19 protein-coding genes and 12 pseudogenes are annotated in these 26,789 nt (G+C 59.0%); 19 read left to right on the top strand and 12 right to left on the bottom strand.

Annotation, left to right across the window (positions count from 1 at the left end; all coding sequences use genetic code 11):
• Positions 1–88: 88 nt before the first annotated feature.
• A pseudogene (locus P6U28_RS39200) lies at positions 89–896 on the top strand (MaoC/PaaZ C-terminal domain-containing protein); the annotation flags it as partial.
• 114 nt (positions 897–1,010) lie between these two features.
• Here P6U28_RS39200 and P6U28_RS39205 read toward each other — a convergent pair.
• Positions 1,011–1,772, bottom strand: a complete 762-nt coding sequence (locus P6U28_RS39205) for a GntR family transcriptional regulator (protein ID WP_407121242.1) — start codon at positions 1,770–1,772, stop codon at positions 1,011–1,013.
• Positions 1,773–1,829: 57 nt separating this feature from the next.
• Between P6U28_RS39205 and P6U28_RS39210 the strand changes: the two genes are divergently transcribed.
• From P6U28_RS39210 to P6U28_RS39235, 6 genes and pseudogenes are all read left to right on the top strand, one after another.
• The gene (locus tag P6U28_RS39210) at positions 1,830–2,279 is read left to right on the top strand and encodes a Zn-ribbon domain-containing OB-fold protein (protein WP_407121244.1); all 450 of its coding nucleotides are present in this window, start codon (positions 1,830–1,832) and stop codon (positions 2,277–2,279) included.
• Complete coding sequence (locus tag P6U28_RS39215) at positions 2,276–3,439, top strand: thiolase (RefSeq protein ID WP_407121246.1); 1,164 nt, start codon at positions 2,276–2,278, stop codon at positions 3,437–3,439. The genes P6U28_RS39210 and P6U28_RS39215 overlap by 4 nt, the downstream gene beginning before the upstream one ends.
• A gap of 21 nt (positions 3,440–3,460) precedes the next feature.
• Positions 3,461–4,372, top strand: coding sequence for an SDR family oxidoreductase (locus P6U28_RS39220; RefSeq protein ID WP_407121248.1), 912 nt, complete (start codon positions 3,461–3,463; stop codon positions 4,370–4,372).
• Between the two features lie 61 nt (positions 4,373–4,433).
• A pseudogene (locus tag P6U28_RS39225) lies at positions 4,434–5,575 on the top strand (CaiB/BaiF CoA transferase family protein); the annotation flags it as partial.
• 541 nt (positions 5,576–6,116) lie between these two features.
• Positions 6,117–6,695: an acyl-CoA dehydrogenase family protein gene (locus P6U28_RS39230; RefSeq protein WP_407121250.1), complete on the top strand. Its 579-nt coding sequence runs from the start codon at positions 6,117–6,119 to the stop codon at positions 6,693–6,695.
• A 163-nt stretch (positions 6,696–6,858) separates the two neighbouring features.
• Positions 6,859–7,502, top strand: a pseudogene (locus tag P6U28_RS39235) (acyl-CoA dehydrogenase family protein).
• Here the strand turns inward: P6U28_RS39235 and P6U28_RS39240 are convergent.
• Positions 7,465–8,450, bottom strand: a pseudogene (locus P6U28_RS39240) (IS630 family transposase). The pseudogenes P6U28_RS39235 and P6U28_RS39240 overlap by 38 nt on opposite strands.
• Positions 8,451–9,607: 1,157 nt before the next feature.
• Here P6U28_RS39240 and P6U28_RS39245 point away from each other — a divergent pair.
• Positions 9,608–10,087 carry an alpha/beta hydrolase family protein gene (locus P6U28_RS39245; protein WP_407121252.1) on the top strand — a complete coding sequence of 160 codons (480 nt, stop codon included), beginning with the start codon at positions 9,608–9,610 and terminating at the stop codon, positions 10,085–10,087.
• Positions 10,088–10,358: 271 nt separating this feature from the next.
• Here P6U28_RS39245 and P6U28_RS39250 read toward each other — a convergent pair whose 3' ends face one another.
• Positions 10,359–10,505 (bottom strand): hypothetical protein, encoded by a 147-nt coding sequence (locus P6U28_RS39250; RefSeq protein ID WP_407121254.1) that lies wholly within the window; start codon positions 10,503–10,505, stop codon positions 10,359–10,361.
• An 861-nt stretch (positions 10,506–11,366) separates the two neighbouring features.
• Between P6U28_RS39250 and P6U28_RS39255 the strand changes: the two genes are divergently transcribed.
• Positions 11,367–11,963: a porin gene (locus P6U28_RS39255; RefSeq protein WP_407123172.1), complete on the top strand. Its 597-nt coding sequence runs from the start codon at positions 11,367–11,369 to the stop codon at positions 11,961–11,963.
• 243 nt (positions 11,964–12,206) lie between these two features.
• On the top strand, positions 12,207–12,668 hold the full coding sequence (locus tag P6U28_RS39260; protein WP_407121256.1) for a porin: 462 nt from the start codon (positions 12,207–12,209) through the stop codon (positions 12,666–12,668).
• Positions 12,669–12,685: 17 nt separating this feature from the next.
• On the opposite strand, the pseudogene P6U28_RS39265 reads toward P6U28_RS39260, so the two are convergent.
• A pseudogene (locus tag P6U28_RS39265) lies at positions 12,686–13,811 on the bottom strand (IS630 family transposase).
• 112 nt (positions 13,812–13,923) lie between these two features.
• Here P6U28_RS39265 and P6U28_RS39270 point away from each other — a divergent pair.
• The 4 genes from P6U28_RS39270 (at position 13,924) to P6U28_RS39285 (ending at position 15,149) form a co-directional block, all read left to right on the top strand.
• Complete coding sequence (locus P6U28_RS39270; RefSeq protein ID WP_407121258.1) at positions 13,924–14,205, top strand: hypothetical protein; 282 nt, start codon at positions 13,924–13,926, stop codon at positions 14,203–14,205.
• 91 nt (positions 14,206–14,296) lie between these two features.
• Positions 14,297–14,437: an enoyl-CoA hydratase/isomerase family protein gene (locus P6U28_RS39275; RefSeq protein ID WP_407121260.1), complete on the top strand. Its 141-nt coding sequence runs from the start codon at positions 14,297–14,299 to the stop codon at positions 14,435–14,437.
• 440 nt (positions 14,438–14,877) lie between these two features.
• Positions 14,878–15,039 (top strand): hypothetical protein, encoded by a 162-nt coding sequence (locus P6U28_RS39280; protein WP_407121262.1) that lies wholly within the window; start codon positions 14,878–14,880, stop codon positions 15,037–15,039.
• Positions 14,967–15,149 carry a hypothetical protein gene (locus P6U28_RS39285; protein WP_407123214.1) on the top strand — a complete coding sequence of 61 codons (183 nt, stop codon included), beginning with the start codon at positions 14,967–14,969 and terminating at the stop codon, positions 15,147–15,149. The genes P6U28_RS39280 and P6U28_RS39285 overlap by 73 nt, the downstream gene beginning before the upstream one ends.
• 642 nt (positions 15,150–15,791) lie before the next feature.
• On the opposite strand, the pseudogene P6U28_RS39290 reads toward P6U28_RS39285, so the two are convergent.
• Positions 15,792–16,003: pseudogene (locus P6U28_RS39290) on the bottom strand (IS630 family transposase); the annotation flags it as partial.
• Positions 16,004–16,013: 10 nt separating this feature from the next.
• Between P6U28_RS39290 and P6U28_RS39295 the strand changes: the two are divergent.
• Positions 16,014–16,217: pseudogene (locus P6U28_RS39295) on the top strand (IS630 family transposase); the annotation flags it as partial.
• A 126-nt stretch (positions 16,218–16,343) separates the two neighbouring features.
• A complete protein-coding gene (locus tag P6U28_RS39300) occupies positions 16,344–16,586 on the top strand; it encodes a hypothetical protein (protein WP_407121264.1) in 243 nt (80 codons plus the stop codon).
• A 126-nt stretch (positions 16,587–16,712) separates the two neighbouring features.
• Here the strand turns inward: P6U28_RS39300 and P6U28_RS39305 are convergent.
• A pseudogene (locus P6U28_RS39305) lies at positions 16,713–17,571 on the bottom strand (IS3 family transposase); the annotation flags it as partial.
• A gap of 33 nt (positions 17,572–17,604) precedes the next feature.
• Positions 17,605–18,219 (bottom strand): annotated as a pseudogene (locus tag P6U28_RS39310) (transposase); the annotation flags it as partial.
• A gap of 179 nt (positions 18,220–18,398) precedes the next feature.
• Here P6U28_RS39310 and istA point away from each other — a divergent pair.
• Positions 18,399–19,932: pseudogene (gene istA, locus P6U28_RS39315) on the top strand (IS21 family transposase).
• Positions 19,933–20,233: 301 nt separating this feature from the next.
• Positions 20,234–20,692 (top strand): annotated as a pseudogene (locus P6U28_RS39320) (ATP-binding protein); the annotation flags it as partial.
• A 269-nt stretch (positions 20,693–20,961) separates the two neighbouring features.
• Here the strand turns inward: P6U28_RS39320 and P6U28_RS39325 are convergent.
• From P6U28_RS39325 to P6U28_RS39335, 3 genes and pseudogenes are all read right to left on the bottom strand, one after another.
• A complete protein-coding gene (locus P6U28_RS39325) occupies positions 20,962–21,471 on the bottom strand; it encodes a transposase (protein WP_407121266.1) in 510 nt (169 codons plus the stop codon).
• 454 nt (positions 21,472–21,925) lie between these two features.
• Positions 21,926–22,213: pseudogene (locus P6U28_RS39330) on the bottom strand (transposase); the annotation flags it as partial.
• A 1,014-nt stretch (positions 22,214–23,227) separates the two neighbouring features.
• Positions 23,228–23,506 (bottom strand): hypothetical protein, encoded by a 279-nt coding sequence (locus P6U28_RS39335; RefSeq protein WP_407121268.1) that lies wholly within the window; start codon positions 23,504–23,506, stop codon positions 23,228–23,230.
• A gap of 1,501 nt (positions 23,507–25,007) precedes the next feature.
• Between P6U28_RS39335 and P6U28_RS39340 the strand changes: the two genes are divergently transcribed.
• Entirely contained in the window at positions 25,008–25,265 is a 258-nt protein-coding gene (locus tag P6U28_RS39340; RefSeq protein ID WP_407121270.1) for a CmcI family methyltransferase, read from the top strand.
• Positions 25,266–25,671: 406 nt separating this feature from the next.
• On the opposite strand, the gene P6U28_RS39345 is transcribed toward P6U28_RS39340, so the two are convergent.
• Positions 25,672–25,806, bottom strand: coding sequence for a hypothetical protein (locus P6U28_RS39345; protein WP_407121272.1), 135 nt, complete (start codon positions 25,804–25,806; stop codon positions 25,672–25,674).
• A 20-nt stretch (positions 25,807–25,826) separates the two neighbouring features.
• The gene (locus P6U28_RS39350) at positions 25,827–26,051 is read right to left on the bottom strand and encodes a hypothetical protein (RefSeq protein WP_407121274.1); all 225 of its coding nucleotides are present in this window, start codon (positions 26,049–26,051) and stop codon (positions 25,827–25,829) included.
• Between the last annotated feature and the right edge of the window lie 738 nt (positions 26,052–26,789).

Raw genomic sequence — 26,789 nt, forward strand, 5'->3', positions numbered from 1 at the left:
ACGTGTCATGACCATTCCACAAGAGTAGCAAACCAGCCCGCGCTCGAGCCTCGTTAGGAATGGCCGGATATGCCGCTACGAACGGCTGATGGCCATGAAGAATTTTGGCCAGAAATATGCCTACGGCGATCGCGAGGTGTGCTGTACGCCTATGGCATCGGCATGGGCGCCGATCTATTGGATGAGAATAAGCTCGCTTTTGTCAACAAGGCGACTGCGACAGCACGACCGTTGAAGGTGGTGCCGATCTTCGCTTCCGTAGCGCATGGGGCGCTGGCCCCGGCGAGATGTTCTCAACCGCCTCATGGTGCGGATGGCGAGCGCGACATCACCTTTCACAAACCGCTCGCGACGGCCACGCACGTCAGGCGGATTCATCCGTGCTCGCGGTATTTAAACGAGGGCCACGAGAAGGGCAGTGATCCGACATCGGACCGCGCTGAAGAATAGCGATGGCGAGCCGCTGGCAACGCTCGTGGCTTTGCGTTTTGCCCGCGTCGACGGAGGCTTTGGAGGATCGTCCGAGGGGCAACCCATCCCGCATCAGGTGCCCAACCGCGTTCCCGATAAGATCCTCGACGTCTCCACTCGCCTCAACCAAGCTCTAATCTACCGGCTCTGTGGAGACCGCAACCCGCTGCACTCCGATCCGGCATTTGCCAAACGCGCCGAATTTCCGCAGGCCATCCTTCACTGCATGTGCGCCTATGGCATCACCTGCCGCGGGATCTCGCAAACCTATGCCGACTACGATTCGATTGCTTTCAAGGCGCACGCAGCGCGATTTTCTTCCGGTTTATCCGGGCGAGGCCGTCCCTCTTGAGATGTGGAAGGATGGGGACGTCGCCTCCTTCGAAGCCAAAGTGAAGGCCCGCGGTATTACCGTGATTAAGAATAGCGGGCGCTACCAGGATGACGACGGCTGCTCCGGTTATCATCGTCACGGCTGGGTTTACGAAGGCTTTTCCGAGACGAGCGACGGCTGAAAAGTAGGCGGCTTGCCCAGGCGGTCACTTCATGGCCCGGAGGCCGTTCGTGGCCGGGGGGCGCCGCAATCGGCTTTCGTAAGAAAAGCGATCTGCGGGATGGATGCTGCGACTTACGATGAAAGCTCGGCCTTTGACGTCGCGGTAGATGCGGACGATCTCGAGCGCGTGTGATTCCGGTTTTGCGCGAAGGAGCTTGGCGATCCGCTTGGGCACGCCCGTGGCGGTCATCCGCTGCTGTATTTCGCTCGTCTGGTGTCCGGTGAACTCTTCGATGAGGTTGCTGATAAGTCCGCGGTAGCCATGAATCCGCTCTCGGACGAGAGGAGCGAATTTTGCATTCACATAAACGTCAGTCCAACACAACGGAGGGGCGGTCTTGGTCGCAGATAGACGAACGCTCGATACGCGAAGCCAGATCTGGCCCACCGACGATTCGAGGAGGGACGCGAGCGCCTCATCCACCGTCTCATTCTCGATCTCCTGGACTCTTCGCTCGGTTTTTGCGGCGTATTGGACGACGTCCTCGATGCTTGCCAAGGTCTGATTATAACTGCCCGGCCCGAGCGAACGGCGTGCGGCCTCGACTTTTGTTCCGGCATTACGGCGGCGTGAGATCATTCCGGCTTGCTGCAATTCCCTCAAAGCCGCCCGAATTGTGGACCGGCTGACGTCGAATTGCTGGGCAAGTTCCATCTCCGTCGGGATAATGGAACCAAGCGCGTATTCACCGCTCACGATGCGTTCTTCCAGCAACTTCGCAACAATCGCCCAACGTGTCGGCAAGCAGCTTTCCTCCATTTATCTTATTTTAGAATGCCTTCGAAAAATTTGCAGCGGCAATTGACAGTCATTCAGAACAAAAGCATATGTACGAACCTATCGATTACATTCTCATCTATGGTATTTGTTATGGCGCCTAGTTCACGATCTCCGCGGGAGATCTACCTCGATCACCTTCGCAAGGGGCAGCTAGCCTTTCAACGCGACGCGGCGGGTGCCCCCATTTTCTTTCCTCGCGTGGTGTCGCCGGCCGGGGACACGAACCTTCGTTGGGAGATCTCCAAAGGGCTCGGAACGATCTATTCGACGACCGCCATCCGGCCGAAAAACTGCCTCCCATATAACGTCTCCCTTGTTGATCTCGACGAAGGTTTTCGGTTGATGAGCCGCGTCGAGGGCGAACCGTCGAAGATCAGGATCGGATCGCGCGTCCGAGTTCGCATACTCGACGAGGGCGCCGAGCCGATCCCTGTTTTCGACCTGGTGATGCCCTCGGAGGTTGGTCAATGAAGACGGTCAGAAAGCTGGCGGTGGTCGGTGTGGCGGAATCGGATCTCGGCGTCGTTGCTCCCCATATGACTCCGGTCGACCTCATGGCGCAGGCAACCATGCGGGCGCTGGACGACGCGGGCCTTAAAATTTGGGACATTGATGGCATCTTCGCAGCTAGCGCTCAGGTCAGATTCGGCCCGATTATGCTGGCCGAATATCTCGGTCTCAATCCCCGGTATTTCGACGGGACCCAAGTCGGTGGATCCTCCTTCATGTCCCATGTGGCGCATGCGGCCGCAGCTATCGAGTGCGGCCTGTGCGAGGTTGCCTTGATCGCTTATGGGAGCACGCAGAAATCGGTATCGCGGCAATCGGCATCGCCGACCGATATCAATCCGTATGAGACCCCGTTCAACCCAGTGATGCCGGTGAGCGCGTACGCATTGGCTGCAGCGCGCCATATGCATCAGTTCGGCACAACCCGTGACCAGCTTGCCGACGTGGCCGTGGCAGCACGCCAATGGGCGCTCCGTAACCCGGCGGCTTGGGAAAAGGAGCCGCTTTCCAGAGCCGACGTGCTCGCATCGCGGATGGTCTCAGAGCCGCTCACGGTCCGTGACTGCTGTCTGGTCCTCGATGGCGGCGGCGCCGTGGTGGTCACTTCCGCCGAGCGCGCCCGCAATTGTCGTAAACCTGCCGTCTATGTTCTGGGCAGTGGCGAAGCCATCGGGCACGGATCGATATCGAACATGAAGGATCTCACAACCACGGCGGCGATCGTATCGGGACAGCGAGCGTTTGCGGCGGCTCGTTGTCGTCCCGGCGATGTCGATGTAGCAATGCTGTACGACGCCTTCACGATCACGCCGATTCTTTTTCTTGAGGACCTTGGATTCTGTGCCAAGGGCGAGGGTGGTCCTTTTGTACAGGACGGTGGCATCGCACCGGGTGGACGGCTCGCCGTAAACACGAATGGCGGTGGGCTTTCCTACTGTCATCCCGGCATGTACGGCCTGCTGGCCATGATTGAAGCCGTACGTCAGTTGCGCGGCGAATGCGGCGAGCGGCAGGTGAATGCGCCGAAGATCGCTCTCGCTCACGGCAATGGTGGCGTGCTTTCGAGCCAGTGCACGACGATCTTCGGCACAACAGACACGCTTTCGTCTAGATCGAATTAACCTCGGCGTCGGAAAACTCGTATGATACTCGAGAACAAGGTAGCTATCGTTACTGGCGCCGGTGGCGGCATCGGCCGTGAAATCGCGATAGCCATGGCAGCGCAAGGCGCGAAAGTGGTCGTCAATGACATCGGCACCGGCCTCTCAGGCGAGGGCGAAGCCTCTACGGCTCCGGGCGAACAAACGCGATCGATCATCCGGGAAGCGGGGGGGGAAGCCGTTGTCAGCGCGGATAGCGTCGCAACATGGGCATCCGCCACCAGAATTGTCGAGACCGCAATCGATCACTTCGGTCGCGTCGACATCGTGGTCAACAATGCCGGTATTCTTCGGGATAAGATGTTTCATAAGATGTCGTCGGAAGAGTGGACCACCGTCGTCGACGTCCACCTGAACGGGTCGTTCTTTGTGTCGAGAGCTGCCGCGGATCACTTTCGCGCTCAGAACTGCGGCGCATACGTCCACATGACGTCGAGCTCCGGGTTGATCGGCAATTTTGGTCAGGCCAATTATTCGGCGGCTAAGCTGGGCATCGCCGCGCTCTCCAAGTCTATCGCGTTGGATATGCAACGCTACGGCGTGCGCTCCAACTGCATTACGCCTTTCGCCTGGAGTCGGATGACAAATGCCATCCCCGCGAACACCCCGGAGCAGCGCGAGCGAATCGAAAAGATACGTCGAATGACGCCGAGCAAGAACGCGCCGCTGGCGGTTTTCCTGGCTTCGGATCGTGCAGCCGAAATAACCGGACAGATATTCGGAAGCCGCGGAAACGAACTGATTCTGTTTTCGCAGTGCCGGCCAGTGCGTTTCGTCCATCGTTCGGAGGGATGGGAGCCCCTGAGCATCGAGGAGCACGCCATCCCTGCGCTGCGATCTCAGTTCGCGCCTTTGGATAGATCACCGGACGTATTCTCTTGGGATCCGCTGTAACATCGTGATCGGTCGGGCTTTTCAGAGCGCGGCGCATGTCCAAATCCAGGAGGGAACGCTTATGTCGACTCTGCCGCTTTCTGGCATCAAGATCCTTGACCTCACGCGCGTGCTCGCCGAGCCCTTGTCGGCCCAGATGCTGGGCGATCTCGGTGCCGAGGTGATCAAGATCGAGCGGCCTGGCACTGGCGACGATGCGCGCGCCTTCGGCCCACCCTACCTCACTGACCCAGAAGGGAAGGAGAATAACAACAACTCGTTCTACCTCTGCGCCAATCGCAACAAGAAGTCCGTCACGGTCAACATCGCCAAGCCGGAAGGGCAGGAGATCATTCGCAAGCTTGTCAATGATGTCGACGTGTTCATGGAGAACTACAAGTTTGGCGACCTCAAGCGCTACGGGCTAGACTACGAAGAGATCCGGAAGATCAATCCCGGCATCATCTACTGCTCGGTGACCGGCTTCGGCCAGACGGGCCCATACGCGCCGCGCGCAGGCTACGACGCGATCTTCCAGGCCATGGGCGGCTTGATGAGCGTCACCGGCCACATGGACGGTGAGCCCGGCGCAGGGCCGATGAAGGTCGGTCCCTCCATCGTCGACTACATGACCGGCATGAACACCTCGATCGGCATCCTGTCTGCGCTCTATCATCGCAAGGTGAACGGCGGGCAGGGGCAGCACGTGGACGTTTGCCTGCTCGACACGGTCATCGCCTCGCTGTCCCACTATCTCCAGATCTATCACGGCGAGCTGATGCTGGTGGTCGGCAATGACGGCCAGTTCGCGCGGACCTGCGCCGTGCTGGGCGCACCGGAGCTCGCAACCAATCCAAAGTTCGTCAAGAACAACGACCGTGTCGTCAACAGCAAGGAGATCATGGCGATCTTCGCCGGACGTTTTCTGAAGAATAATGTCGCCTACTGGCTGAAGGAGCTGGAAATGGCTGGCGTCCCCTCTGGCCCAGTGAACGACTTTACGCAAGTCTTCGCCGATCCTCATGTGCGCTCGCGCGGGATGGAGGTGAAGGTTGACCATCCCTTCAAGCAGTCGCTGTCTCTGATCCGCAATGCGCTCACGTTCTCTGAGACTCCGGTCAAAAGTATCGTTACCCGCCGAGATTAGGCGAGCACACGTTGGAAATCTTGTCCGGAAAGCTCGGCTATAATGGCGCGAAGATCGCAGAGTTGAAGCGAACGGGGTCATCTAGCGTAGTAACCTCGAAACTCTATCCCCGCGCGTCCGGTGTGCCTCATGCTAGCAGGGGCTCGCTTATGGATGCTCGCTTGCATATTGCCTGGGAGAACAACACGCAGCCAAAAACTCCCGATGGGAAAGGGGTGGACTGGCGGGGCGAATGCGAGAAACGGGCTGTTCAGTGCCGACGTGCTCTGCCGAGCGGGTCGGTACTCAGGCAAGGCGACTAATGACACTCGAGGGGCGGCGGCGATCACGACCGGCTCAATGGTTCCAAAACTCTGCGGCCGCTTGTCTTGCTCGTGTAAACATGGAAATCGCCGTTGTTGCCAAGAAAACTTCGCCTTTCTCAATCGACGACGGAATTTCGGCAATGCGAGGTCCTAGATTAGGAAAATTCGGCCTTCTGAGCAGGTATACGTTTTTAACGGATGAGTATATCGGGCCACCGAGATCACGCCACCGCGTCCTGGAGAACGATCATCCTTTGGTAAGCCGGTGACGGGTCATGCCGGCGAGCTCCTCCGCATCGTGGGCAGCGCGCTGTTGAGCCAATCACAAATCTGGGAACAGAGGAGACATGATGATCCGCGTCACGACACGTTGAACGCGTTACTCGATTCCATTGAACGCTTCGTACGCGAGCGGCTTGTGCCGGCCGAGCATGTCGTCGCCGAAACCGACGAGATCCCCGAAGACATCATTGCCGAGATGAAGGAGCTCGGCCTGTTCGGTCTTACGATCCCCGAGGAGTACAATGGGCTAGGCCTTACGATGGAAGAAGAGGCGCTGGTCATCATGGCGATGGGCCAGACCTCACCGGCCTTCCGATCGGTATTCGGCACGACGGTGGGGATCGGTTCGCAAGGCATCCTGCTCGACGGTCTCGACTGGCGAAGAAAAAGTACTTGCCCAAGCTTTGCGACCGGCGAAATCATTGCATCGTTCGCATTAACCGAGCCCGAGGCCGGATCGGACTCCGCTTCGCTGTGCACGACCGCGATCCGCGACGGCGATTTCTACGTCGTCAATGGCACAAAGCGCTTCATCACCAATGCGCCGCATGCGGGCATCTTCACCCTAATGGCGCACAGAATCCCGAGAATAAGGGCGCTGGCGGCGTGACGGCGTTCATTGTCGAGCGCAAACGCCAGGCATTACCATCGCGCGCGCGCGATAGGAAAATGGGCCAAGGGCGCACACACGGCCGATGTGATCTTCGAGAATTGCCGCGTGCCAGCCTCGCAGGTCATCGGTGGCCGGGAAGGCCAAAGGTTTCAAAACCGCGATGAAGGTACTGGAGAAGGGCCGTATCCACCTTGCGGCCCTCGCGGTCGGCGCGGCAGAACGCATGTTGCGCGACGCGCTGAACTATTCGATCGAGCGCAAACAATTCAATCAGCCTATCGGGAATTCCAACTTGTGCAGGCGATGCTCGCCGATAGCCAAGCGGAACTCTACGCCGCCAAATCGATGGTAATCGATGCCGCACGTAGGCGCGACGACGGAAAGAACGTGTCGACGGAAGCATCATGCTGCAAGCTGTTCGCTACCGAGATGTGTGGCCGCGTGGCCGACCGTGCGCTGCAGATATTCGGCGGAGCGGGCTACATGACTGAATACAGCATTGAGCGCTTCTACCGCGACGTTCGGCTGTTCCGGTTGTACGAAGGGACAACTCAGATTCAGCAAATCGTCATTGCCCGTAACATGATCAAGAAGCACGCAGATAAATGCATCCATCCGCTCGTCGAGTCCGTGTGGCAAGAAGCGTCTTGCGCGTTACCCTGCTCGACCCGGATTAGCATCCGCCGACTGGTCCGCGACCTTAAGCACCAAAGCTTCTATGTGGTCGAAGGCTCGGGATTGCCGCTGACGATCATTTTGCGCGAAGCTATTCACTCCCTCGCTCGTGAAAGCGTAAAGGTCTAAAAAGCATGATGGCATTAGCTTCGATAGCCTGAGTTTTGAGGTAGTTGGCGCATTCCTCTGAGGTGAAGGCATCGAGTGCTTGGCCGATTGCAGCGCAGACGGCGTCGACGGTTCGCGCGGCAGCCTTGCGGACCAAGTGCTTAAGCTTGGAAAAGACCTGTTCGATGGGGTTCAGGTCTGGCGAGTATTTTGGCAGGAAGAAGAGTTTGGCGCCGTCCGAACGGATAAGTTGGCGAACCACTTTTGCTCTTGTGGCTACGAGATTGTCCAATACGACGATGTCACCGGGCTGAAGGGTCGGCAGGAGAACCTTCTCGACATAGGTACGGAAGCTTACGCCATCGATCGGCCCCTCGATGAACCATGGCGCATCGATCCGGTCATGGCGCAGGGCCGCCAGGAAGGTCATGGTCTTCCAGCGGCCATGAGGACTTTGTGTGAAGTCTGCTCCCGCGCGGCGCCCATCCCCGCAAGGGCCATATCAGTCTTAGTCCAAGTCTCGTCGATGAAGACCAGCCGTTCAGCTTTGACGCGATCTTGATACTTTGCCCACTGGGCTCGCCGCCGCGCGACCTCGGGACGATCGCGTTCGCCAGCCGCCACGCTTTTTTTGAAGCTGAACTTCTCGGCATGCACGAAGTCCCACACCGAGTGATAATCGACTTTCAGGCCGCACCCGGCGAGGCTCAGCAACGAGACCGCGTATGGTGAAATCGCCGTCCTTGATCCGCTGCGACAACCAAACTGCGTGCTCACCCGAAATTGCCTTCGGCTTGTAGCCGCCGATCTGGCCGGGCTCGACACCACCGGTCTCATCAACCGCTTCATCCAGCTGATGGCCGTGCTGATTGCCACCCCAAACTGCTTGGCGGCCCTGATTGCGGGACATCCGCCCTCGATCGCGGCCACAACACGCTTGCGAAGATCAAGAGAGTACGGCTTGCCCATCGATACTGGCCTCAATCCAGCCAGCATGGTGGATCAGAAACCGACTGATTTGGGAGTCCCAAATCGGTCAGACCCAAACCCATCCCGCTTTTAGTCGGACGAACTGTCAGGAAGCGAGCTGATCGCTTAATTTTTTCGCAGAATCGCCACTGCCGCGCGATCTTCAATTCCAAGTAGCCAGCGACCAGCGCACGAGTTCGTTTTCGAGTTGGGTGCTTGCGGTTGCTCTACTCCGCCCGGGAGGCCCGCCGACTTGATCTGCTCTGCGACAAGCGATGAACCGCATTTGACGCTCGCCAGAAGACGCTGAACTTCACGAATGTTCCGGCGTCCGTATCATTGTCATGTCGGCTCAACCAGACCTTGCGTGTGTCGTGCTCTCTCGGCGGAAACCGTGCGCCTTGCCAAATAGGAAGCAGAATTTCGGCAAAGCCTAGCACTGACATTGAGGAAATTCGGCTGGGAAGGCAAAGTTAATATTCCTGTGATCCGATAGTGGATCGGTATCAAAGAGGCGAACCGGATGTTGTGCGCTGCTTGGCCCCAAATATGGGGGGATCTTGCGTCCACACGGCGAGGTGCCGCGGTGTTCCTGGACAAGCTCGAGCGCATCTGGGCAGCAAGCAGTCGACAAAACTGGACCGCAAAGTGGATCAAGATCGGCGATGCTCAGTGCTTTCTTTGTGATCTGAATTTCTAAAAAGGGAGCGTTCACTGGGGCAACCGAGGCTTGGCTTAGCGCTGACCGCCTTCGAGGTCGCCAGGCGTAATCGATGAAGATGATGAGCTAAGCAAAGAAACTTCGGCGAAAGGTCAATCTGGCATTCAGAGATTCGGATCTTCCCTCAAGCAGAAGGTGGAGCGGGTAAAATTCGCCTGTGTTGATCAAGGCGAATTCGAAGCCTACTTCTTGCCCGGCGCCAAACCCGATGAACGTAGGCCGGCGGTCATTTGCATCAGCAGGGAAGAGGAGACACGGGCGACATTGCTCGGAGGCTCTTGCCCGTGGCGGTTGGCCGCGCGACATTTCACTCTCCTCGTTGTCTGTCACGACGACTTCTCAAATCACTCGCCCGGCCAACCGGAAAACTTCTTTTCTTATTGTGTGGATTACCTGTCAGCTAGGTCTGAGGTGGATGCCACTCGGATCGGCGTGTATGGGGGAAGGATTATCGGCTGCTCTAGCCACCGATTTCGCTGTGTTTGATCACCGGATCGCTGCGGCGGTCTGCGACGGTGGTCTTTGGAATTGGACTTCAACTGCGGCATCTGTCCGCTGGATGGCGAGGACAGCCGATATCGTAGACGAGGACGTCCAGTCGATCCGTCGTTTGCGGTTCGCGCGACATTTGAAATGTCCGGTTCTGGTGATTGCTGGGGGGCGCGGCATGGTCAGCGAGTCGGAGGCGATGAACCTGCAAGCCGACTGCACCGCTGCGCGCGTCGACCTGGAGGTGGCCGTATCACCGGTGGCCCAGACCCCCACCGGGCAGATCGAAAACTTCGTCACCTCGGACGATCGTATATTTGGATGGCTCGAAAACAAGCTCGCGGCGGTTCAGATTCTCAGGCATGGCGGCCGGTACAAGGTGAAGACCTCGCCAACGCTGTCGATATTCGGGCCGTCCCATAATTAGGTCGCCTTAATGGTGCTCCTTCTCGAGGGGCGCCATGGGGCAAGAAATTTGGGCAGTCGTTGTGGATTCGGCAGCTACAATATGCCTATGGTCAGTTTTGAGATGCCAATCGGCTATTCTTGGCAATCGAGGTGGGCGTTTGTTCAGGTACCGCAGTGACTCCTCATCAAGCTCGGCAAACATGGTCGAGTTGAGCGCCTGCCTCTTGATTGACAGATTGGCGATTTCAGACCGCGCCTTTTGGGTCAGCGATATCTCCAGAAATCGGGCGTCATCCGGCGAGCGTCACACGGACGAGGAATTCCATTTTTTCGAGCTTCTTCGTTTGGTTGGTAACGAAGGCGGTATGGATTCGCAGCTTATTCGCAACCGCTGTTCCCGAAACGCCGCGACCTTCATCGAGCTCATCGATCGCCATCAGGATCAACCACTGCGGTCGGAGATCCCGAGCATCTGCGCCCAACCCTTATGTATTTCTGCGAGTTGGGCGTTGATCTCGACAATGTTCCAGATGAAATCCCCGCACCGCTCTCTCAGGATATTCATTCTCTGCCATGTTGGTCTTTCGTTTCGCTGGCGATAGCGGCCGGGTAGTCAGGTATCCGCTTTAGCCGTCCGACATAGAGCCTAGGGGAAATTTTGCAATCTATATATTAATTAATGAATCCAATTGATTAGAACAATTAGATTTGCTGTCGCTTGGCTAGAGTCAAGGATTCCTCCACCAGATTACCTCTGGCCCCTCCCACCTGGTCGGATTTATAGAATTCGGCTCATGACGGCGCGCCTGTTGCCAGATCGTCACGCCTTCGCAACAAATATCGCTATCGAAAATTAATTAATTGCAGCAATTGATGTCTGAAATTACTGAGGTGTGGACGCGAGGGGGCCTCGAAGAAGTCGATCGGTCGAGACGCACCCATTGGATGCGGCTGCAGCGGCGGATCTGGAAGGGAATGACGTTTCCAACTTGGAGGTTCATCGATGAAATTGACGAAGACCCTTGTCCTCACTTCTGCGGCGATGTTCGTCGGCGGCGCGAGGCGGCCGATCTCCCGTAAAGGCGAAGGCCATCGAGTATGTGAAAGATCTGCTCGTTGTATGGTGCGGGTTCTATTACGTTCCGGGCACCATTGCCCGTCAAAGCTTGGTGGTTATTTGCGTGTCGAGGCTGGCTTACGCACGAATTCATATGGTTACCCGGCCGATAGCGGTTTGGGAGGCGCGCAAAACCGCCTAAAGCAACTACTATACGGCCTTTGCTCGTGAGGCCCTGAACATCGATACGCGGACCGCGACCGAATACAGTTTGGTCGTACCTACTTCCCAAGGTGTGTTCACTTGTTATTCGGGCGGATACAACAGGGCCGGTACGGGCCTGACCAGGCAACCGCGTACAATGCAGCTCCCCGCTGGAACGAACGGTACCGGCTCGATTGCTGGCGGCAGGCTCGGCGTTTATGACGCCTTTATCAGTTCGCTGGTTTCAATTGGTAAAGGGCGCAGTCGCAGTTTTCTGCTCCCTGGGCCGAATATCCAGCGAACTGGTACGAAATGCCAGGAGTGGCGGCTGGGGAGCGCGTGGTCGCAGCTCACGTATACGGCCGATTTTGGTCAGGGTATCACGGCCTCCTTCTCGGCTCAGGATCAAGTCACCAGTTACCAGGGCGGCATCTGGAACGTGAGCGCTGCGACGCCCGCCAATGCCTTTGGTCAGTACGGTGCCAATGACACCGGCAGTTCGCGCGCTCCCGATCTTGTCGCCATGCTCCGCGTTGATCAGGCCTGGGGCCTCTTCCAGGCGTCCGTCGCTGCTTTCGACAACCCATGCGGGCTACTATGGGGCGTCAGAGGTAACTGGATATCCGGGCGATAAGTGGGGTTGGGCTGGTCAGCTGTCTTTGTCGATCAGAATATCCCGAGTGGTCCGGGTGATACGATCAACATGTCGGCAGTTTATACTAAGGGTGCGAGCCGATATAACTTCCAAAGCTATGAGTCGAACGTCTTTGCAATGTACGGCGGTACGAGTTTGCCGGTGCCTACCAGAGCGTTGGACTTGCTGGTGTTTCTGACTCCGTCTTCGTCGCTGGTTCGGGCCAGGAGTTGACTTCGACCTATGGCTTCAACGGAGGTTTCACTCCACAACTGGGATCCGCGCTGGGCTAGCACCCTCTACGGTTCGTGGGCCGCTGTGCGCTATAGCAGGACGGCCAAGGGTTACATCTGCGGTGCAGTCGTGACGAACCTTGCGCTGTCGAGCGGGCTTCCTGGGTGTAACCCCAACTTCAACCATGCGACGATCGGTACATACACGTCCTGGACCCCAGTCAAGGGCCTGACCTTTCTGGCCGAGCTCAATTACATGATGCTGGACCAGAAATATGCGAGCGGAAGCACTGTAACGCTGCCGCTGCAGGCGAATATTGCAAAGCCGGGTGCAGCCTATGAGCTGAAGAACCAAAACAGCCTCCACGATGCTGCTTCACGCTCAACGCAACTGGTGATAGCTAAGGAAGTTGGATCTACTCTTGACGTCCAAACAGGCCTCCGGCATGCGTGCTGGAGGCCATTTTGTTGAACAAATGGTCTGTCAAGCTAGGTAGCAATCTCGCTAGTGTCCTGAACCAGAAGTTCGCAACACCACATCGGCGTTTTCAGGGCATTGTATCGGCAGAAGCGCTCGATTGAAGCAAGGATGTCATCGGCGGACTTGGTCCCATCGGAATGGTTTGGGATCGGCGTTGTGTCGTTCGATGAATGAAGCGATGTCGGCCCTGAGGGCGGCGACACTCGATAGACGCCGCGCCTGATCTTCTTGTCGGTAAGGAGCGCGAAGAAGCGCTCGACCTGATTGAGCCATGAGGAGCTGGTCGGGGTCAGGTGCACATGCCAACGCGGCCTTTTAGCTAGCCATCGCCGGATCAGCGAGGGTCTTGTGCGTGGCGTAGTTGTCCATGACGAGATGGACGTCGAGCTCGTGCGGCACGGCGGCCTCGATCTCATCGGGGGAACTTGCGAATTCGGCGGCACGGTGGCGTCCGTAGGACTTGCCGATGACCCGTCCGGTTGCAATATCGAGGGCGGCGAACAGCGACGTGGTGCCATGCCTTTTGTGGTCATGGCTCCTTCGGGCTGGCTGGCGGGACGCATCGGCATCATCGGTTGGCTACGGTCCAGAGCCTGGATTTGGGACTTTTCGTCCACACACAAACGATGGCGTGCTGGCGGCGAGACGTAAGGCCGACGACGTCGCGGACCTTGGCCACGAAGTTCGGATCGGTCGAGCTTGAACGTCTCCATCCGATGCGGCTGGAGCCGAAGGCCCGCGGAATACGTTGCACCGTCGACACCGACAGGCCGCTGGCCCTTTGCCATGCCGCGGGAACTCCAATGGGTGGCGTTCTCGGGGCAGTTCTCCAGCGTTCGCACGATCACGGCTTCGATGCGGGCATCGTCAACGGTGCGCGGGCCCCGGAACGCGGCTCGTCGTGAAGCCCGGCCACGCGCTGCTCTACAAAACGGCGCCGCCACTTGCCTACCGTGCCCGCTCCAGGCCCAGCTTGGCCGCCACTTCCTTGTTCTGTCCCCCTCCGCGCAGGTCAGCACGATCCGGGCTCTCAGAGCCAGCGCCCTGCGCCGTCTGCCGTCGCGTCGTCAGCGACTTCAGTTCGGCACACTCATCATCGCTCAATATCAGGGGCGCAAGTCGCTGGACCGACATCGGATCCTCCGTCGTTGTTCCAGCACATCTCACCAGCACAACCACGCAGATCTAATGCGATTCTACGATTGCGAACTTGTGACTCGGGACACTAGGCAACGCGGGTCTGACCTTGCCCAAGGTTTATCCAGTTACGGTCGATTACGGCATCATTCTCGATGGCGAGGTTGGCTCGAGCTCGATGATGGGCGGTAGACCGGCTGCGCAGGCACGATGTGTTCGTCAGCGGCGGCACCCGCCATGCCTGGCGCAAGGCGCTGCAGTGCGCAAGTCTCTGCTGAACTCGGTGAACGCGGTGATCTCAGACCCTGAAGTGAAGTCGACCGCTCTGACGTGCGTGGGTCGTGTCTTCATCGCCGGTGATGACATCATGGAATTTGGCAAGCCGGCCTAGCTGCCGTCGTGGAACGAGATGATGGCGCTGCTGGAAACTCGTCGAAGTCTATCGTCGCTTCGATCGACAACGGACTCGCGGAGGGCTCAAGGTGGCGTTGGTCTGTCACTTTCAGGTCGCGACGAACGATGCCAAACTCTGCTTGCCTGAAGTCAAGCGTGGCCTGCTGCCTGGGGCCGGCGGCACACAGCTTCTGCCGCGCGCAGTCGGACCAGGCTTGCGGTCAAAATGATCATTGGGGGTGAGCCGATCAGCGCGGTGGACGCGCTGAATTACGGACTGATCGACGAGATTGTTGCGGATCCGCTTCCGGTGGCGAGGCATTTGCCCGCAAGGTCCTTCGAGAAGCGACCGCTCCGCCGGCTGCGCGATTGCGACTCCCAAACCGGCGCGGCCAAGGCAGACCGCTCAATCTTTACGGACGCGATCGCATGATCAAGTAAGCATGCGGTCGGAAAGCGCCGTTCGCCTGCGGCGGATGCGGTAGGTGCGGCGACCGATTTACGATTTGAAGAAGGAGTTCGAAGGCTTTAATAACTCTTCGCCCGGCGAGCAGTGGAAGGCGCCGCAATATGCCTTCTTCGCCGAGCGCGAGGCCAAAATATTCCTGGCCTGCTCGAGTTGGCAGAGCCGCGTCCCGTCAATCGTGTCACGATCGTTGGCGCAGGTACCATGGACGGCGGAATCGCGATGTCTTTTGCTAATACTTGCATTCCCGTGATACTCATCGAGACCGGCGAGGAACAACTTAGGCGGGCATCATGCAGAAGAACTGGGATCCAACCGGCGAAGCGCGGCATTCCGGCAGATGCGCCCCCAAGCGCATGGCGCTGATCAAGGTTCGCGGACCGGAAAACGTCGACGCGGACCTGATCATCGAGGTCGTGTTCGAGACGATGGCGGCCAAGAAATTCTCGATACGGCTGTCATCCGTCTTGACGTAGCCGATGGCGACCGCCAAATGAAGTTCACCGCGCCGTGCTTTTGGCGCATGCATCGACGGACCGTTGCCGGACGACCGACAACTTCATCTCACTCATGTGCCCCTCATGCCAAGCAACAGGGGGTCATTGGGTGAGCGTGGATCATAGATGGCTTCTTCATCGACAATCAGCGATCACCGGGTGGTACGGATAGGCGATCTCGGCTTCGAATGTCAGAAACCCTGCACTATGGGGCCGGCTCAGACGGTGGTGCCGAGCATTGGGCCATCATCGACGCGCTGGTCGAAACTTGCCTATGCCGCACTCGGCATAGTGTATACCGCCCGCCGAACTATGCCGAACGGGTCCGGTATGGCACATCGTTGTCACGCCGGCATCTTCGATCGCGTGCACGGTTGCCCATTCCATTCGGCATAGTCTGATCGTTCGGAGCGCCTCTGGGAAGGCGAGCAGGCGATCGTTTGGCTGGAAGCGGATTCATGCTTTCCCAGGAGCGACTGGTTCCACTATCGGCACTGAGCCGGCCCCCGCGCACGTTGGGGAACAGCACTGTTGCTCCGCCTCGATCTCAGGCGCGTCAAGGTGTACCTGTCACTTGTTGTGCCGCTTGCGGTATAGCGAGCACGCGCTAGTCACGTGAATCTAAAGTTCATCGCATAAAGTCTGCTGGGCTTTGTGGCAGAAGCGTTTGACCGAAGCCAGAATCTGATCTGCGGACTTGGTCCATTTGAAGGGCTTCGGGTTTTTGTTGTGCAGCTCGATGAATGCACGAATGTCGGCCTCGAGCTTTGCCGGACGGAGGTGTGAACACCTCGCTGGATCTGCTTGCGGGTGAGTTCAGCGAACCAGCGCTCCTTACCGATGAAGATCAGGCGCGGCGTCTATCGCAGCGTCGCAGCCCTTAGGGCTGACATCACCTCGTTCATCGAGCGGCACAACGCCGATCCCAAACCGTTCCGATGGACCAAATCCGCCGATGACATCCTTGCTTCCATCGAGCGCTTCTGCCGATACAATGCTCCGGCAGAACACAACGCGATATTGCGAACTTCTGGTTCAGGACACTAGATCAACACACATGTGCCGGCTCCTCGAAGGACATCAGATCTGAAAAAAGATCAGATGGCAGGCAGACGCAGGTTACGCGTCTTCGCGCTGGCGCCGCGCTTTACGTCGAGATCAGTTAGGAAGCCGATGAAGGTTGCTTCCAAATCGGTGAGTGTCAGGCCATCTCAGCTGCACCTGTGCGAACATGAACTGCAGCCGGACCGCGTTCCTGTAGGAGGCGATCGTGTTGGCGTTAACATTGTGCTGGCGCATGAGGCGCTCGGTGAAGAAGCGCTTAATCAACGTGGCGACATTGCAGGCGGGCTTCATGGCGTCACCTCCTACGCCGATCGAGACGCCGCGCCGCTTCTTCCCATCAAGTCGAGGTAGCCCGAGGCATACCAGTAGGTCTTACGCAGGCCGGCGTGGCCGAGGTAAGTGGGGCGAACTGGGAGTTGCTGCTCGACGTCCTTGCCTTCGCGATAGCAGTTGATCTTCCCCGAAAAATGGACAGGGTTAAGCTGCTTTTAGCTCCATCTCGATCGGGCTGATATAGCCGATGGCGGAGTGACGACGCTTTCGATTGTAGAAGCCCTCGATGTAAGCAAAGATATCACGTCTGGCTTCCTCACGTGTTTCATAATGCTGCTGATGGACGAGTTCTGTTTTGAGCGTGTGGAAGAAACTCTCCATCGGTGCGTTATCGTAACAATCGGCCTTGCGGCTCATCGAGGCCCGAAAACCGGCGGCCTGCATCATCTTGCGATACTCCGCCGAAGCATATTGAACGCCACGATCTGAATGGTGGATCAAGCCGGCGCCAAGCCGCTGTGTCGCAATGGCCATCGCTAGGGCCGCCATCGGCAGTTCGGCGCGCAAATGATCTGCCATCGCCCAGCCGACGATTTTGCGGCTGTAGAGATCCATCAGCGTGGCCAGATAGAGCCAGCCCTGCTCGGTCTCGACGTAAGTGATGTCGGCGAGCCAGATCTGGTTCGGAGCAGTGGCGATGAAGTTGCGCTCGAGAAGATTCGGGGCGATCGGGAAATCGTGACGGCTGTCGGTGGTCCGCACCCGGCGGGCTTCGCCATGATGGCCCTGATGCCATGGCGGCGCATCAATCGCTCGATGCGACCGCGGCTGGCCCCGCGGCCATGAGCCCTCAACTCGGCATGGACGCGCGGGCTGCCATAGCGGCCATTGGTGTCGCGGTGAACCCGCCTGATGTCGTCGACGAGCTCACGATTGGCGGCGGATCCTGGCTCTCCGGGCGCGAGCGCCAGGCATAATAGCCGGCCGGCGAGACACTGAGCACGCCGCACATGATTGTCACCGGATAGTCGGCGCGGCGATCTTCGATGAAGCGGAATCTCATTTCGGAACTCCAGCAAAGATCGCAATGGACTTCCTAAGAAACAGCCGGATTGGCGTCCTCCGGAATGGCCTGTAAGACGAAGCCCAGCGATTTGGCTCTGCGTTGTAGGTTGGCGAGGACGGCTGCGATATTGTTGCTCATAGTGGGCGGCACCCGGATCTTTGTAGCTCATGCCATGCCGGAGTGTGTTGTAGAACAAACCGCAATCTTGCGGGCGGTCGCCGTCACGGCTTTCGACTTGCCCGCTCGGGAGGCTAGCCGACGATAGAATGCGCCGAGCGCTGTATCGCTTCTGCCAACGGTTGTGGCTGCCAACCGCAACAGTGCGGCTGCCCGACTTTCGAAGACCTTCGGGTACGTGAAGAAAGCACCTTGCCACCAGAGATTTTGTTGCCTGGCGCAAGGCGCAGCCAGGAGGTGAAGTGCTTGGCGCTCGGCCAAGCCCTCAGACAGTGCCACACTCCCCGACAAGCTTCAATGCCAGTGATGGACCCAACCCGTGGATCTCAGTCAGATCGACGCCGAGCACGCCGTACAGCGCGGTCGGACATCGAAGGTAGGTGCGTTGACCTGTTTGGTCTTGATGCGTGGCTTGGATAGCTTTCCGATCGGCTTTGCGCCCTTATTGTTCAGTGCCGCGATCAGGACTGCGCGTTCCAGCCGATCGTGATCCTCGATTCCAGGCCATCGTGATCACGCGTTCCAGCAGCATCGTGATCACCATTTCCAGCCGATCGTGATCGATCGGGGGCAACCAGGAAGGCGTCCACCGCTGACAGTCTGCAACCTGGCTACCTTGGTCTTTTGCCTAACCGCAGAGGATCGAGATGCCGACCGAGAGACTGTCCATGCGCCACATTCGTGAAGTTCTACGCCTGCACTACAGCGTCGGCATGTCGCAACGCGCCGTTGCCCGCAGCCTCGGCCTGGCCCAAGGCACGGTCAGCAAGTACCTGAACCGAACCCGCCGCGCCGGCCTGACCTGGCCGTTGCCGCCCGGAGCTGGATGACGATATTTCCGGCTCGAGAACCGCCTATATCCGCCACCATCCGATCGGCCCAGCGACGAGCGTCCTGCGGCCAGTTGGGCGCTGGTGCATCGCGAGCTGCGGCGCTCAAACGTCACGCTGATGCTGTTGTGGGAGGAGTATTGCGACGCAAGCTCCGACAGCTTCAGCTACTCGTGGTTCTGTGAACGCTACAAGGAATGGGCCGGCCGCCTCAAGCCGACCCTGCGCCGGGTTCATGTCGCCGGCGAGAAGCTGTTCGTTGTTGATTATTCCGGCCACACCATGGAGGTGGTTGACGGGCTCAGCGGTGAGGTGCGGAGCGCGCAGATCTTCGTCGCCGTGCTCGGCGCCTCGAACTACACCTACGCCGAGGCCAGCCTCGGCCAGAGCCTGCCGGACTGGATCGCCTCGCACGTTCGGGCGTTTGCCTATTTCCGGCGGCGTGGCCCGGCGAACGGTGAGCGACGAAGGCCGGCATCACCCGGGCCTGCTTTCATGAGCCGATGGTCCACCGGACCTATGCCGATCTCGCCCGCCATTACCGCACCGCCATCGTCGGCGCGGCCGTATCGGCAACCGCGCGACGAAACCAGGTCGAAGTCGGCGTCCAAATCGTCGGACGATGGATCCTGGGCGCGCCTGCGCACCACCACCGCTTCTTCTCGCTTGCCGCCCTCGGGCGATCCGTGCTTCTCGCCGATCTCAACAATCGACCACGCTGCGCAGCTGGGGACGAAGTCGGCGCGACCTGTTCGAGGAGCTCGATCGTCCGGCGCTCACCCCCTTGCCGGATGAACCGTACAGGTATGCCGAGTGGAAGCGCTGCGGGTCAATCTCGACTATCATGTCGAGATCGCCAAACATTACTACCTTTCCTCACAACCTCGTGCATCAGGAGGTCGAGGCTCGGATCACCGCGCGAACGGTCGAGATTTTCCTGCGCGGCAAGCGCATCGCCTCGCACCTGCGCAGCACGCTGCCGCATCGCCCAACGACGTTTCCGAGCATATGCCGAGCTCGCATCGCCGCTATCGTGACTGGACCCTTGGCGTATTCGTTCCGAAGCCGCCAAGGTCGGCCCCGACGTCGACACTCTGATCGACGTCATCCTGCGGTCGCGGCCGCACCCGGAACAGGGGCTTCCGCTCCGCCATCGGCATTCTCGGGCTGGTCAAGCGCTACGGCCAGGAACGCGTCGACGCCGCCTGCGCCGTGCCCTCCTGATCAACGCCCGTTCGTACAAATCGGTCGCCGCCATCCTCAAGAACGGCACTGACAGAACCGCTCCGCCCGCCGAGGAGGCTCCATCCTCTTCCACGCCAACATCCGTGGCCGCAGTTACTACAATTGATCAGGAGAGATCAGCATGCTCCATTCACCCTACCGTCGATCGCTTGCGCGCCCCTCGGCCTCGCCGCCATGGCCGATACCCTCGTCGAACTGCAGAACAATCCCGAGGCGGCCGGGATGCCGCACATCCCGATTGAAGCTCGGCCTCCTCGATCGCGAGGTCACCACCGCCCGTGACAACCGCCGCCTCACGCGCCGCTTGACCAGTGCCAAGCTCCGCCAGGCGGCCGCCATCATGAAATGTCGATTATCGCACCGCCCGCGGCCTTGACCGTTCGCTCTTCCAGACCCTCGCCACCTGCCAATGGATCCGTGATGCCAACCACCTGGTCATCGTCGGCCCAACCGGCACCGGCAAGTCCTGGCTTGCCTGCGCGCTCGGCAACAAGGCTTGCCGCGACGGCTTCTCCGTCCTCTACAAGGGCATCTCGCCTGTTCGCCGATCTCGCCGCACGCGCGGCGAAGGCCGTCTGGCGCGCCTGATCGCCGCTCTGGAGCGCGTCAATCTCCCTCATTCTCGACGACTGGGGACCCGAACCGCTCACCGCCGACCAGCGGCGCGATCTACTCGAGATTGTCGATGATCGCTACGACAAAGGGGGTCGTTGATCACAAGTCAGGTCCCCGTGTCGCAATGGCACGACGTCGTGCCGACCCCCACTCTTGGCGATGCGATATTGGACCGCATCATTCACAATGCGCATCGCCTTGAGCTCAAGGGCGACAGCCTGCCGTCAGGCCGGCGAAAAGAAAAACCGTGAGCGCCTCGCGCATCGATCCCGCCGGCCCACAGGCCCCTCCCGCGCGTCGCTACGTCGCTCGTGGGGCACTCCGCGCCGCGCACGGGCCCTCCCATGGACGATCTCCCAGCCCAACCATCCTTGACGAGGAGACTATTTTCCAGCACACTTAAACCCGTCCCAGTCGTGTTCGTCTCCTGTGATCACGATCATCTGGATCCGTGATCGCCATCGTCTGGAACACCTGATCACCATTCCTGGAATGCGCAATCAGGACCTCGAGCTTGCGGTCACAGTCCAGCATCTTCGCCTGGTAGACGTCGTAGAGCTCCAGCGACTGGGTCAGCGCGAAGGCATGTTCGTTGGTAAGTCGTTGCCCACCAGCGCCGCACGGATCGTCGCGATGGATGAATGTATGCGTCCCGATAGGTTGCCAAGACGTCAGGATTCCGCTCGCCTGCAACAATGGCTCGGATAATCCGCATGCCCGTCGCGCCGGTGATATCCGAGACCACATGATGGAGCTGCAGATTCATCTCCATCAGGGCCTTCTGCATATGCTGGATATGGGCGGCGGCATATTCCACCAGCCGCTCCCGTTGGCGCAGATACGCGCGCAGGGTTGCAATCTCGGCATCAGGTCGGAAGCTGCCGCGTAACAGGCCATAGGAATGAAGCTGGCGCAACCACGCGGCTTCGCTGACATCGGTCTTGCGCCCGGGCACGTTCTTGGCGTACCGCGCATTGACCAAGATCACCTCAAACCCGCGCTGCTCCAGGATCTCGTAAACCGGGATCAATAGACCCCGGTGGATTCCATCGCGACACTCGTCACGCCGCAGGCTCTGAACCAGTCCGCCAGCTCGGCAGGTCTTGCGTGAATGTACCGAAAGAGCGCACCGGCACGTCGGTGCAGCTGGGTCCACCGCGGCCATGTGCATCTTTGATCCAATGTCGATGGCGGCGGCCCCGACATTGACCAGCTTCAGTTCCGGTCGGTCGCCGATCGTCCTCTTGGCATGGCAATCCTCCGTTCAATGATGAGCAGGAGGGTCTGGGCTATGCCAATCGTCATCTTCTAATCGGGATCGTCGCCATGCGACGTCACCACTCTCAAGTTCGCATGCACCATGGACTATGTTTTTTAACAGGGATTGTGCCTCCAATAATCCAGGCGGCCGCTACCCTCCCAGCGCCGAGGATAGCACAAGGCTTGCTTTCTACGCCGCGCAGGCGCGCCACGTGCTGGACCGTTTTTAAAATATCGCGCTCCATGCGCAGCCGCTCGTTCTCCCGCTGCCGGAAAACGCGCGATCTCCGCCGCGTGGTCCGCCGACGGCAGCGTCGCCTGCGTTGTGGGGCGCCGCGTCGCCGCCGTCGGCTCCTAGCCGGGCCCCTCGCTGCTCCACCCACCGCCGCAGCACGGATCGCGCAGGCCAAGCTCCTGGCAACAGATCCGATCGAGCGCCCGCTCGACGCTACGAGATCAACCGCTTGCCGCTTGTAGTCATCCGTAAACGACCGACGTTGACGTCCTTCCATCCGAAACCTCCTGGCTCTTCGAGCCTACACAGGTGTCCTCACATCAATTCGGAGGAGGTTCAAGTCGAGCAGCGTCCGGAAGGCGAAGCGATGACGGAAGTTGTGCACGCTTGGCTCGGTACGATCATCTGGGCGCGCAGCCGGCCGATCTTTCTGGACAATCGCCAGAGGATGCGATGAACGGATTGGTGCAGCAAGCGGCCTCCCTGTTCGGCAACGAAAACCTCGAGCCGCAGTGTGATCCGAGCATCGCGTGCACCGTCGGCTAGTGTCGCGCACGCGCGGATGCAATGGCACGAGCCGCGACTTGCCGAACTTGGCCAGCCGGACCATCAGCCCGCCGACGTAGAGGTCGAGCTGATCGCGCTCCCGGCCCATGGTCTCGTATACGCATGCCCATCACGGCTATGGGCCCGAACAGGATATGGTGGGTCCATCGGCGCAGCCGCCCGCTGGCGGCAGAGCCAGCGCCGCCGTCAGCAACGCATCGATCTCCACGTCGCTCTAGACATAGGGCTTGGCGCGCTTCCATCCAGTCAGCACGCTGACGGGCGGTTCTCGGATCGAAGTTGGCGAAAATGGCGCGCGAACCCGCGCACGTCACTCAATCGCAGCGCCCAGGGTGCATGACGATCGGGCGACCAACGTTGCCTATTCACGGCCAGCTTCGTCGTGATGATCCTGGCATTGCGCTTCTCCGTGAAAACAACGGAAGTTGGTGAGCCGGCGGTCTGGTGCTCGTACTTGTATCCAAACCCTTACGCATGCTCAGGGTACTTATCGGGTGCGGCAGAGATTGGCCATTGCACGCGTCCCGGCCAGGGCAGGCTCAATCTTCAACGTATCGATATCGACCTTCGCGCAATTCGGGTAATGTCGTGATTCTCGCACCGCCTTTGTCTGATTTCCGATACGGTCCCGCCAGATCAGACTCGTAGCGAGACTATATTGGAAGATATGGGCCCCTCAGCGTGCGCACCGTCAATTCCAACGCGATCGAGGTGGCCTTGGCAATCATGGTGATCGCATCCGGAACAAACCCGATGTGCGGCGCGAGTGTGCGGACGAACAACCGTCGGCACGACGACTTTGGGCGGCGACTCCGCAGATATGCAATGATGGCCACGCCAACGTCTGGGTATCGGCATCCGTGCGTGCTGGCGGCCCTTGGCGCGAACGTAGTATCTCGCTGGCGCGCCAGTCGATATCATCGAGGGTGAGCGTCGCGACCTCGTTGGCCCACAGGCCGAGCTTGGCCAGCAACAACAGATTGGCGTAGTCGCGCCGTCCCATCACCGTCTCTCGGTCGCAACCGTCGAGAGCCTTCCGCACCTGAGCGGCAGGCAGATAGGTCGACAGAGTTGCGGGCTTCCATCACCGCATCGATGGACGCAATCAGCGAACGGGCGGGCGTTGAGCCCCGATGGTGAAGGTAACGGATAAAGGCGGGCAACGACCGGCACGTCGCCTGCCTGTTCCCGGGCTCAATCTTGGGCGCGGCGCTCAGCGTAGCGGATCGTCCTCTTGGTTGATCTTGCAGGGCGGTGACGCCGCCGGAGCACACCTCGTGTTAAAAAATGGGCATGACCGGGAGATGGACCTCGGGGCCAAGCCGCACTGGGATCGCAGGTAGGCATCGAACTGCTTGAAGATACGTTGGTGCTGGGTGAGAGGCGCTACCACCAACGGCGCGATCGCGCCGTCCTCGCAGCACTGATAGCCATCGCTTGAGCGTGGCGGTCACCGGGTTGGATAAACTGCCTCCCGCCTTAATGTCGGAAGTACCGCTCAACGAACTGCTCATCGACCAGCTCATAGCGACGGCTCGCAATCCAACTCAGAGCCCGCCAACTGGTCGGCCACGTCACCGGCTGGCGGTGGCAGGGTCAGATCACTCACGCCACCGGAACGGCCGAGGGCGCGCCTCGAGCATGCTCAGGTGAAGGCCAAAGAGGCCGGACGCCGGATCACGGTCGGCGAGAACACGGCCGATGACGCCGCCGATCACGTGGCCGACCTGCGTGGCCAACGTTGCGCCGCATGTGGCAATATAACAGCGCCTCAAACCGAGGACGTCAGAGCGCGATTGAGGGCCTCACCACTCGGCACGAGGGCTATGGTATGTCGCAATAGCGACGGGCGATGGTTGAATGCATCTTCGCTTGGGGCAAGCAGCACGGCACCATGCGAAAAACCGAACATCGCGGCGTGGTCCGCTCGCCGCCGACTTCATGCTGAATTTGATCGCCTACAACCTGATCCAGATCCCGAAGCTGATCGCGGCATAACCGCTCCAAACATCAAATCCCAACCCAGCAGGAAAAATCCAAGGCCCCAAACTCAAATTAATCAGGCGTAGGGGTTTTCAGTAGATGCTGGTATGAATCCACCCCGTCCATGTCCGATGATAGCGCCGATGTTCCGAAGTCGACAAAGAGCGTAGGCCGCTCCTTTCAGGATCCTGTGCGTTTCTCACCCTTCCTGAGCGAGCGCCTCATTCGGCGAGTGGCACGCTAGTTGCTCCCGGTAAAGAAGGCAGACGCAGCACGGAGATCATCAATGAAGATCGCTTCCGAACACAAAGCCTTTTGGGACGCCGGTAACGAGAACTACCCCGATCAGATGAGACCTGACGGATTCAGCGGTCAACTTTTTTACACCCGGGTGCTCTCGACGGAATAAAGGCCGTCCTGGATAATGATTGTTCTGATCGCTTTGCAAAGCCCTCCGATCGAGGTTGGATGTCGGCTATCTACCCTTGGACCGGTGACCGACGCACACCAAAATTGGAGCCTTGGCGAGAACTTATCGAGGCCTCATAATTATCAAGACTCCCTTTGATCTAGCTTTGTATCCAAGGCTCATTTGGGAGCTTCAGCCACGGACAATTATAGAGCTCGGCTCATGCCAGGGTGGTAGCGGATTGTGGTTCGCTGACAATATGTCAGTGCTTTGTGAGAAGCCCGGCGAAGTTCACTCGTTTGATTTGTATACCAAACTGGTTCATGAGAATGCAAGAGCATCCACTACTACTTACCTTTCATCAAGTTGACCTGTCTGACGTCGCAAACCTTGACAAAAATTTGCTGACCCTTCCTCATCCCTGGCTCGTGATCGACGACGCACACGTGCAAATATTTTCGGTGTTTTCTTACCTGAACAATTTTCTGGTGTCGGGTTGACTATTATGTGATTGAAGACAATCCTGCATTAGCAAATAGAGAGATCATCGATGGCTTCCAATTGATCGAGCAAGCAGGATTCCTAGTCGATACTTATTATACTGACGCGTTTTGGGACCAACGTTACCTGTGCTCCAAATGCATGGCTTCGAAAGTCAAAGTTGTTGACAGTTGCCCGATGCGAGGTGGCCACCAAGATCGAGCGGTGGCCAGTCGGCGAATGTCCGATCTCTATAGAAATCTCTATAGGAGGCCATTCGTGAATGGCGGAGTGGCCTACAGGCCGAGCTTGGCCAGCAACAACAGATTGGCGTGGTCGCGCCGTCCCATCACCGTCTCTCGGTCGCAACCGTCGAGAGCCTTCCGCACCTGAGCGGCAGGTGATGGGTCGACAGAGTTGCGGGCTTCCATCGCCGCATCGATGGACGCAATCAGCGAACGGCGGCGTTCAGCCCCGATGGTGGAGGTAACGGATAAAGGCGGGCAACGACCAGCACATCGCTGCTGCCTGTTCCCGGGCTCCAATCCTGGGCGTGGCGCTCAACGTAGCGGATCACGTCCTCTTCGTTGATCTTGGGGGCGGCGTCGCCGGAGCACACCTCATGCAGGAACCTGCGGATGACCGGGAGATGGCGTACGGTGGACCTCAGGGCCAAGCCCCGCTCTGACCGCAGGTAGGCATCGAACTCCTTGAAGATCCGTTCGTGCGTCGTGAGGAGGCGGAAGCACCAACGGCGCGATCGCGCCGTCCTCGCGCAACACTGATAGCCATCAGCAGGCGTGGCCCGGTCACCGGGTTGGATAAACTGCCTCCCGCCTCGATGTCGGAGGTACCGCTCAACGACCTGCTCATCGAGATCGACTAGCTTGTAGCGACGGCCTGCGATCTAACTCAGGAGCCCGCCAACCACGTTGAGGCAACGCACGTGCCGTGCGACGTCGCTAATTGCCCACCGCCTGCCGCTCCACACACAGTTTGTACGCCACTTCCGTGTTCTGACCACCTTCCGTCTTCTGTGCAGGTCAGCACGATCGGGGCGCTTCGGAGACAGCGCCTGCGCCGTCTTGCGCCGCATCGTCAGCGACTTCAGTTCGGCACGCTCATCATCACTCAAAGTCTAGGGGCAGGTTGCTGGACCGCCATTTAGATCCTCCATCGCTGTTTGCATTGCATGGCCGGAATTGACGTCGCCGAGCGACATCCGGTGATCACACCTCGTCTTACGAATTTGCCGAGGAGGCCTGAATAGGATTCGAAGCGAAAACGTTCGACTAGCTCCACTTAGCTGTTATTTGCGAAGCTGCCTGTGCGAGGGCGCGTGATCCGCACCTGCGTTCGCGAGGGATATCTTGAGGAGATGGTCCCGTTCATCAAGGACTACTTCCAATGTATC

This window comes from Bradyrhizobium sp. STM 3561 (assembly GCF_045571455.1).
Lineage (GTDB): Bacteria > Pseudomonadota > Alphaproteobacteria > Rhizobiales > Xanthobacteraceae > Bradyrhizobium > Bradyrhizobium vignae.

Excerpts from the sequence above, each read along its gene's own strand:
- P6U28_RS39345 (WP_407121272.1), bottom strand. The coding sequence starts at position 25,806 with ATGGAAGCCCGCAACTCTGTCGACCCATCACCTGCCGCTCAGGTGCGG.
- P6U28_RS39285 (WP_407123214.1), top strand. The coding sequence starts at position 14,967 with ATGCAGAAGAACTGGGATCCAACCGGCGAAGCGCGGCATTCCGGCAGA.
- P6U28_RS39260 (WP_407121256.1), top strand. The coding sequence starts at position 12,207 with ATGGCTTCAACGGAGGTTTCACTCCACAACTGGGATCCGCGCTGGGCT.
- P6U28_RS39215 (WP_407121246.1), top strand. The coding sequence starts at position 2,276 with ATGAAGACGGTCAGAAAGCTGGCGGTGGTCGGTGTGGCGGAATCGGAT.
- P6U28_RS39335 (WP_407121268.1), bottom strand. The coding sequence starts at position 23,506 with ATGGGACGGCGCGACTACGCCAATCTGTTGTTGCTGGCCAAGCTCGGC.
- P6U28_RS39280 (WP_407121262.1), top strand. The coding sequence starts at position 14,878 with ATGGACGGCGGAATCGCGATGTCTTTTGCTAATACTTGCATTCCCGTG.
- P6U28_RS39250 (WP_407121254.1), bottom strand. The coding sequence starts at position 10,505 with ATGGCGATCGATGAGCTCGATGAAGGTCGCGGCGTTTCGGGAACAGCG.
- P6U28_RS39245 (WP_407121252.1), top strand. The coding sequence starts at position 9,608 with ATGGGGGAAGGATTATCGGCTGCTCTAGCCACCGATTTCGCTGTGTTT.
- P6U28_RS39300 (WP_407121264.1), top strand. The coding sequence starts at position 16,344 with ATGAAGGTTGCTTCCAAATCGGTGAGTGTCAGGCCATCTCAGCTGCAC.
- P6U28_RS39220 (WP_407121248.1), top strand. The coding sequence starts at position 3,461 with ATGATACTCGAGAACAAGGTAGCTATCGTTACTGGCGCCGGTGGCGGC.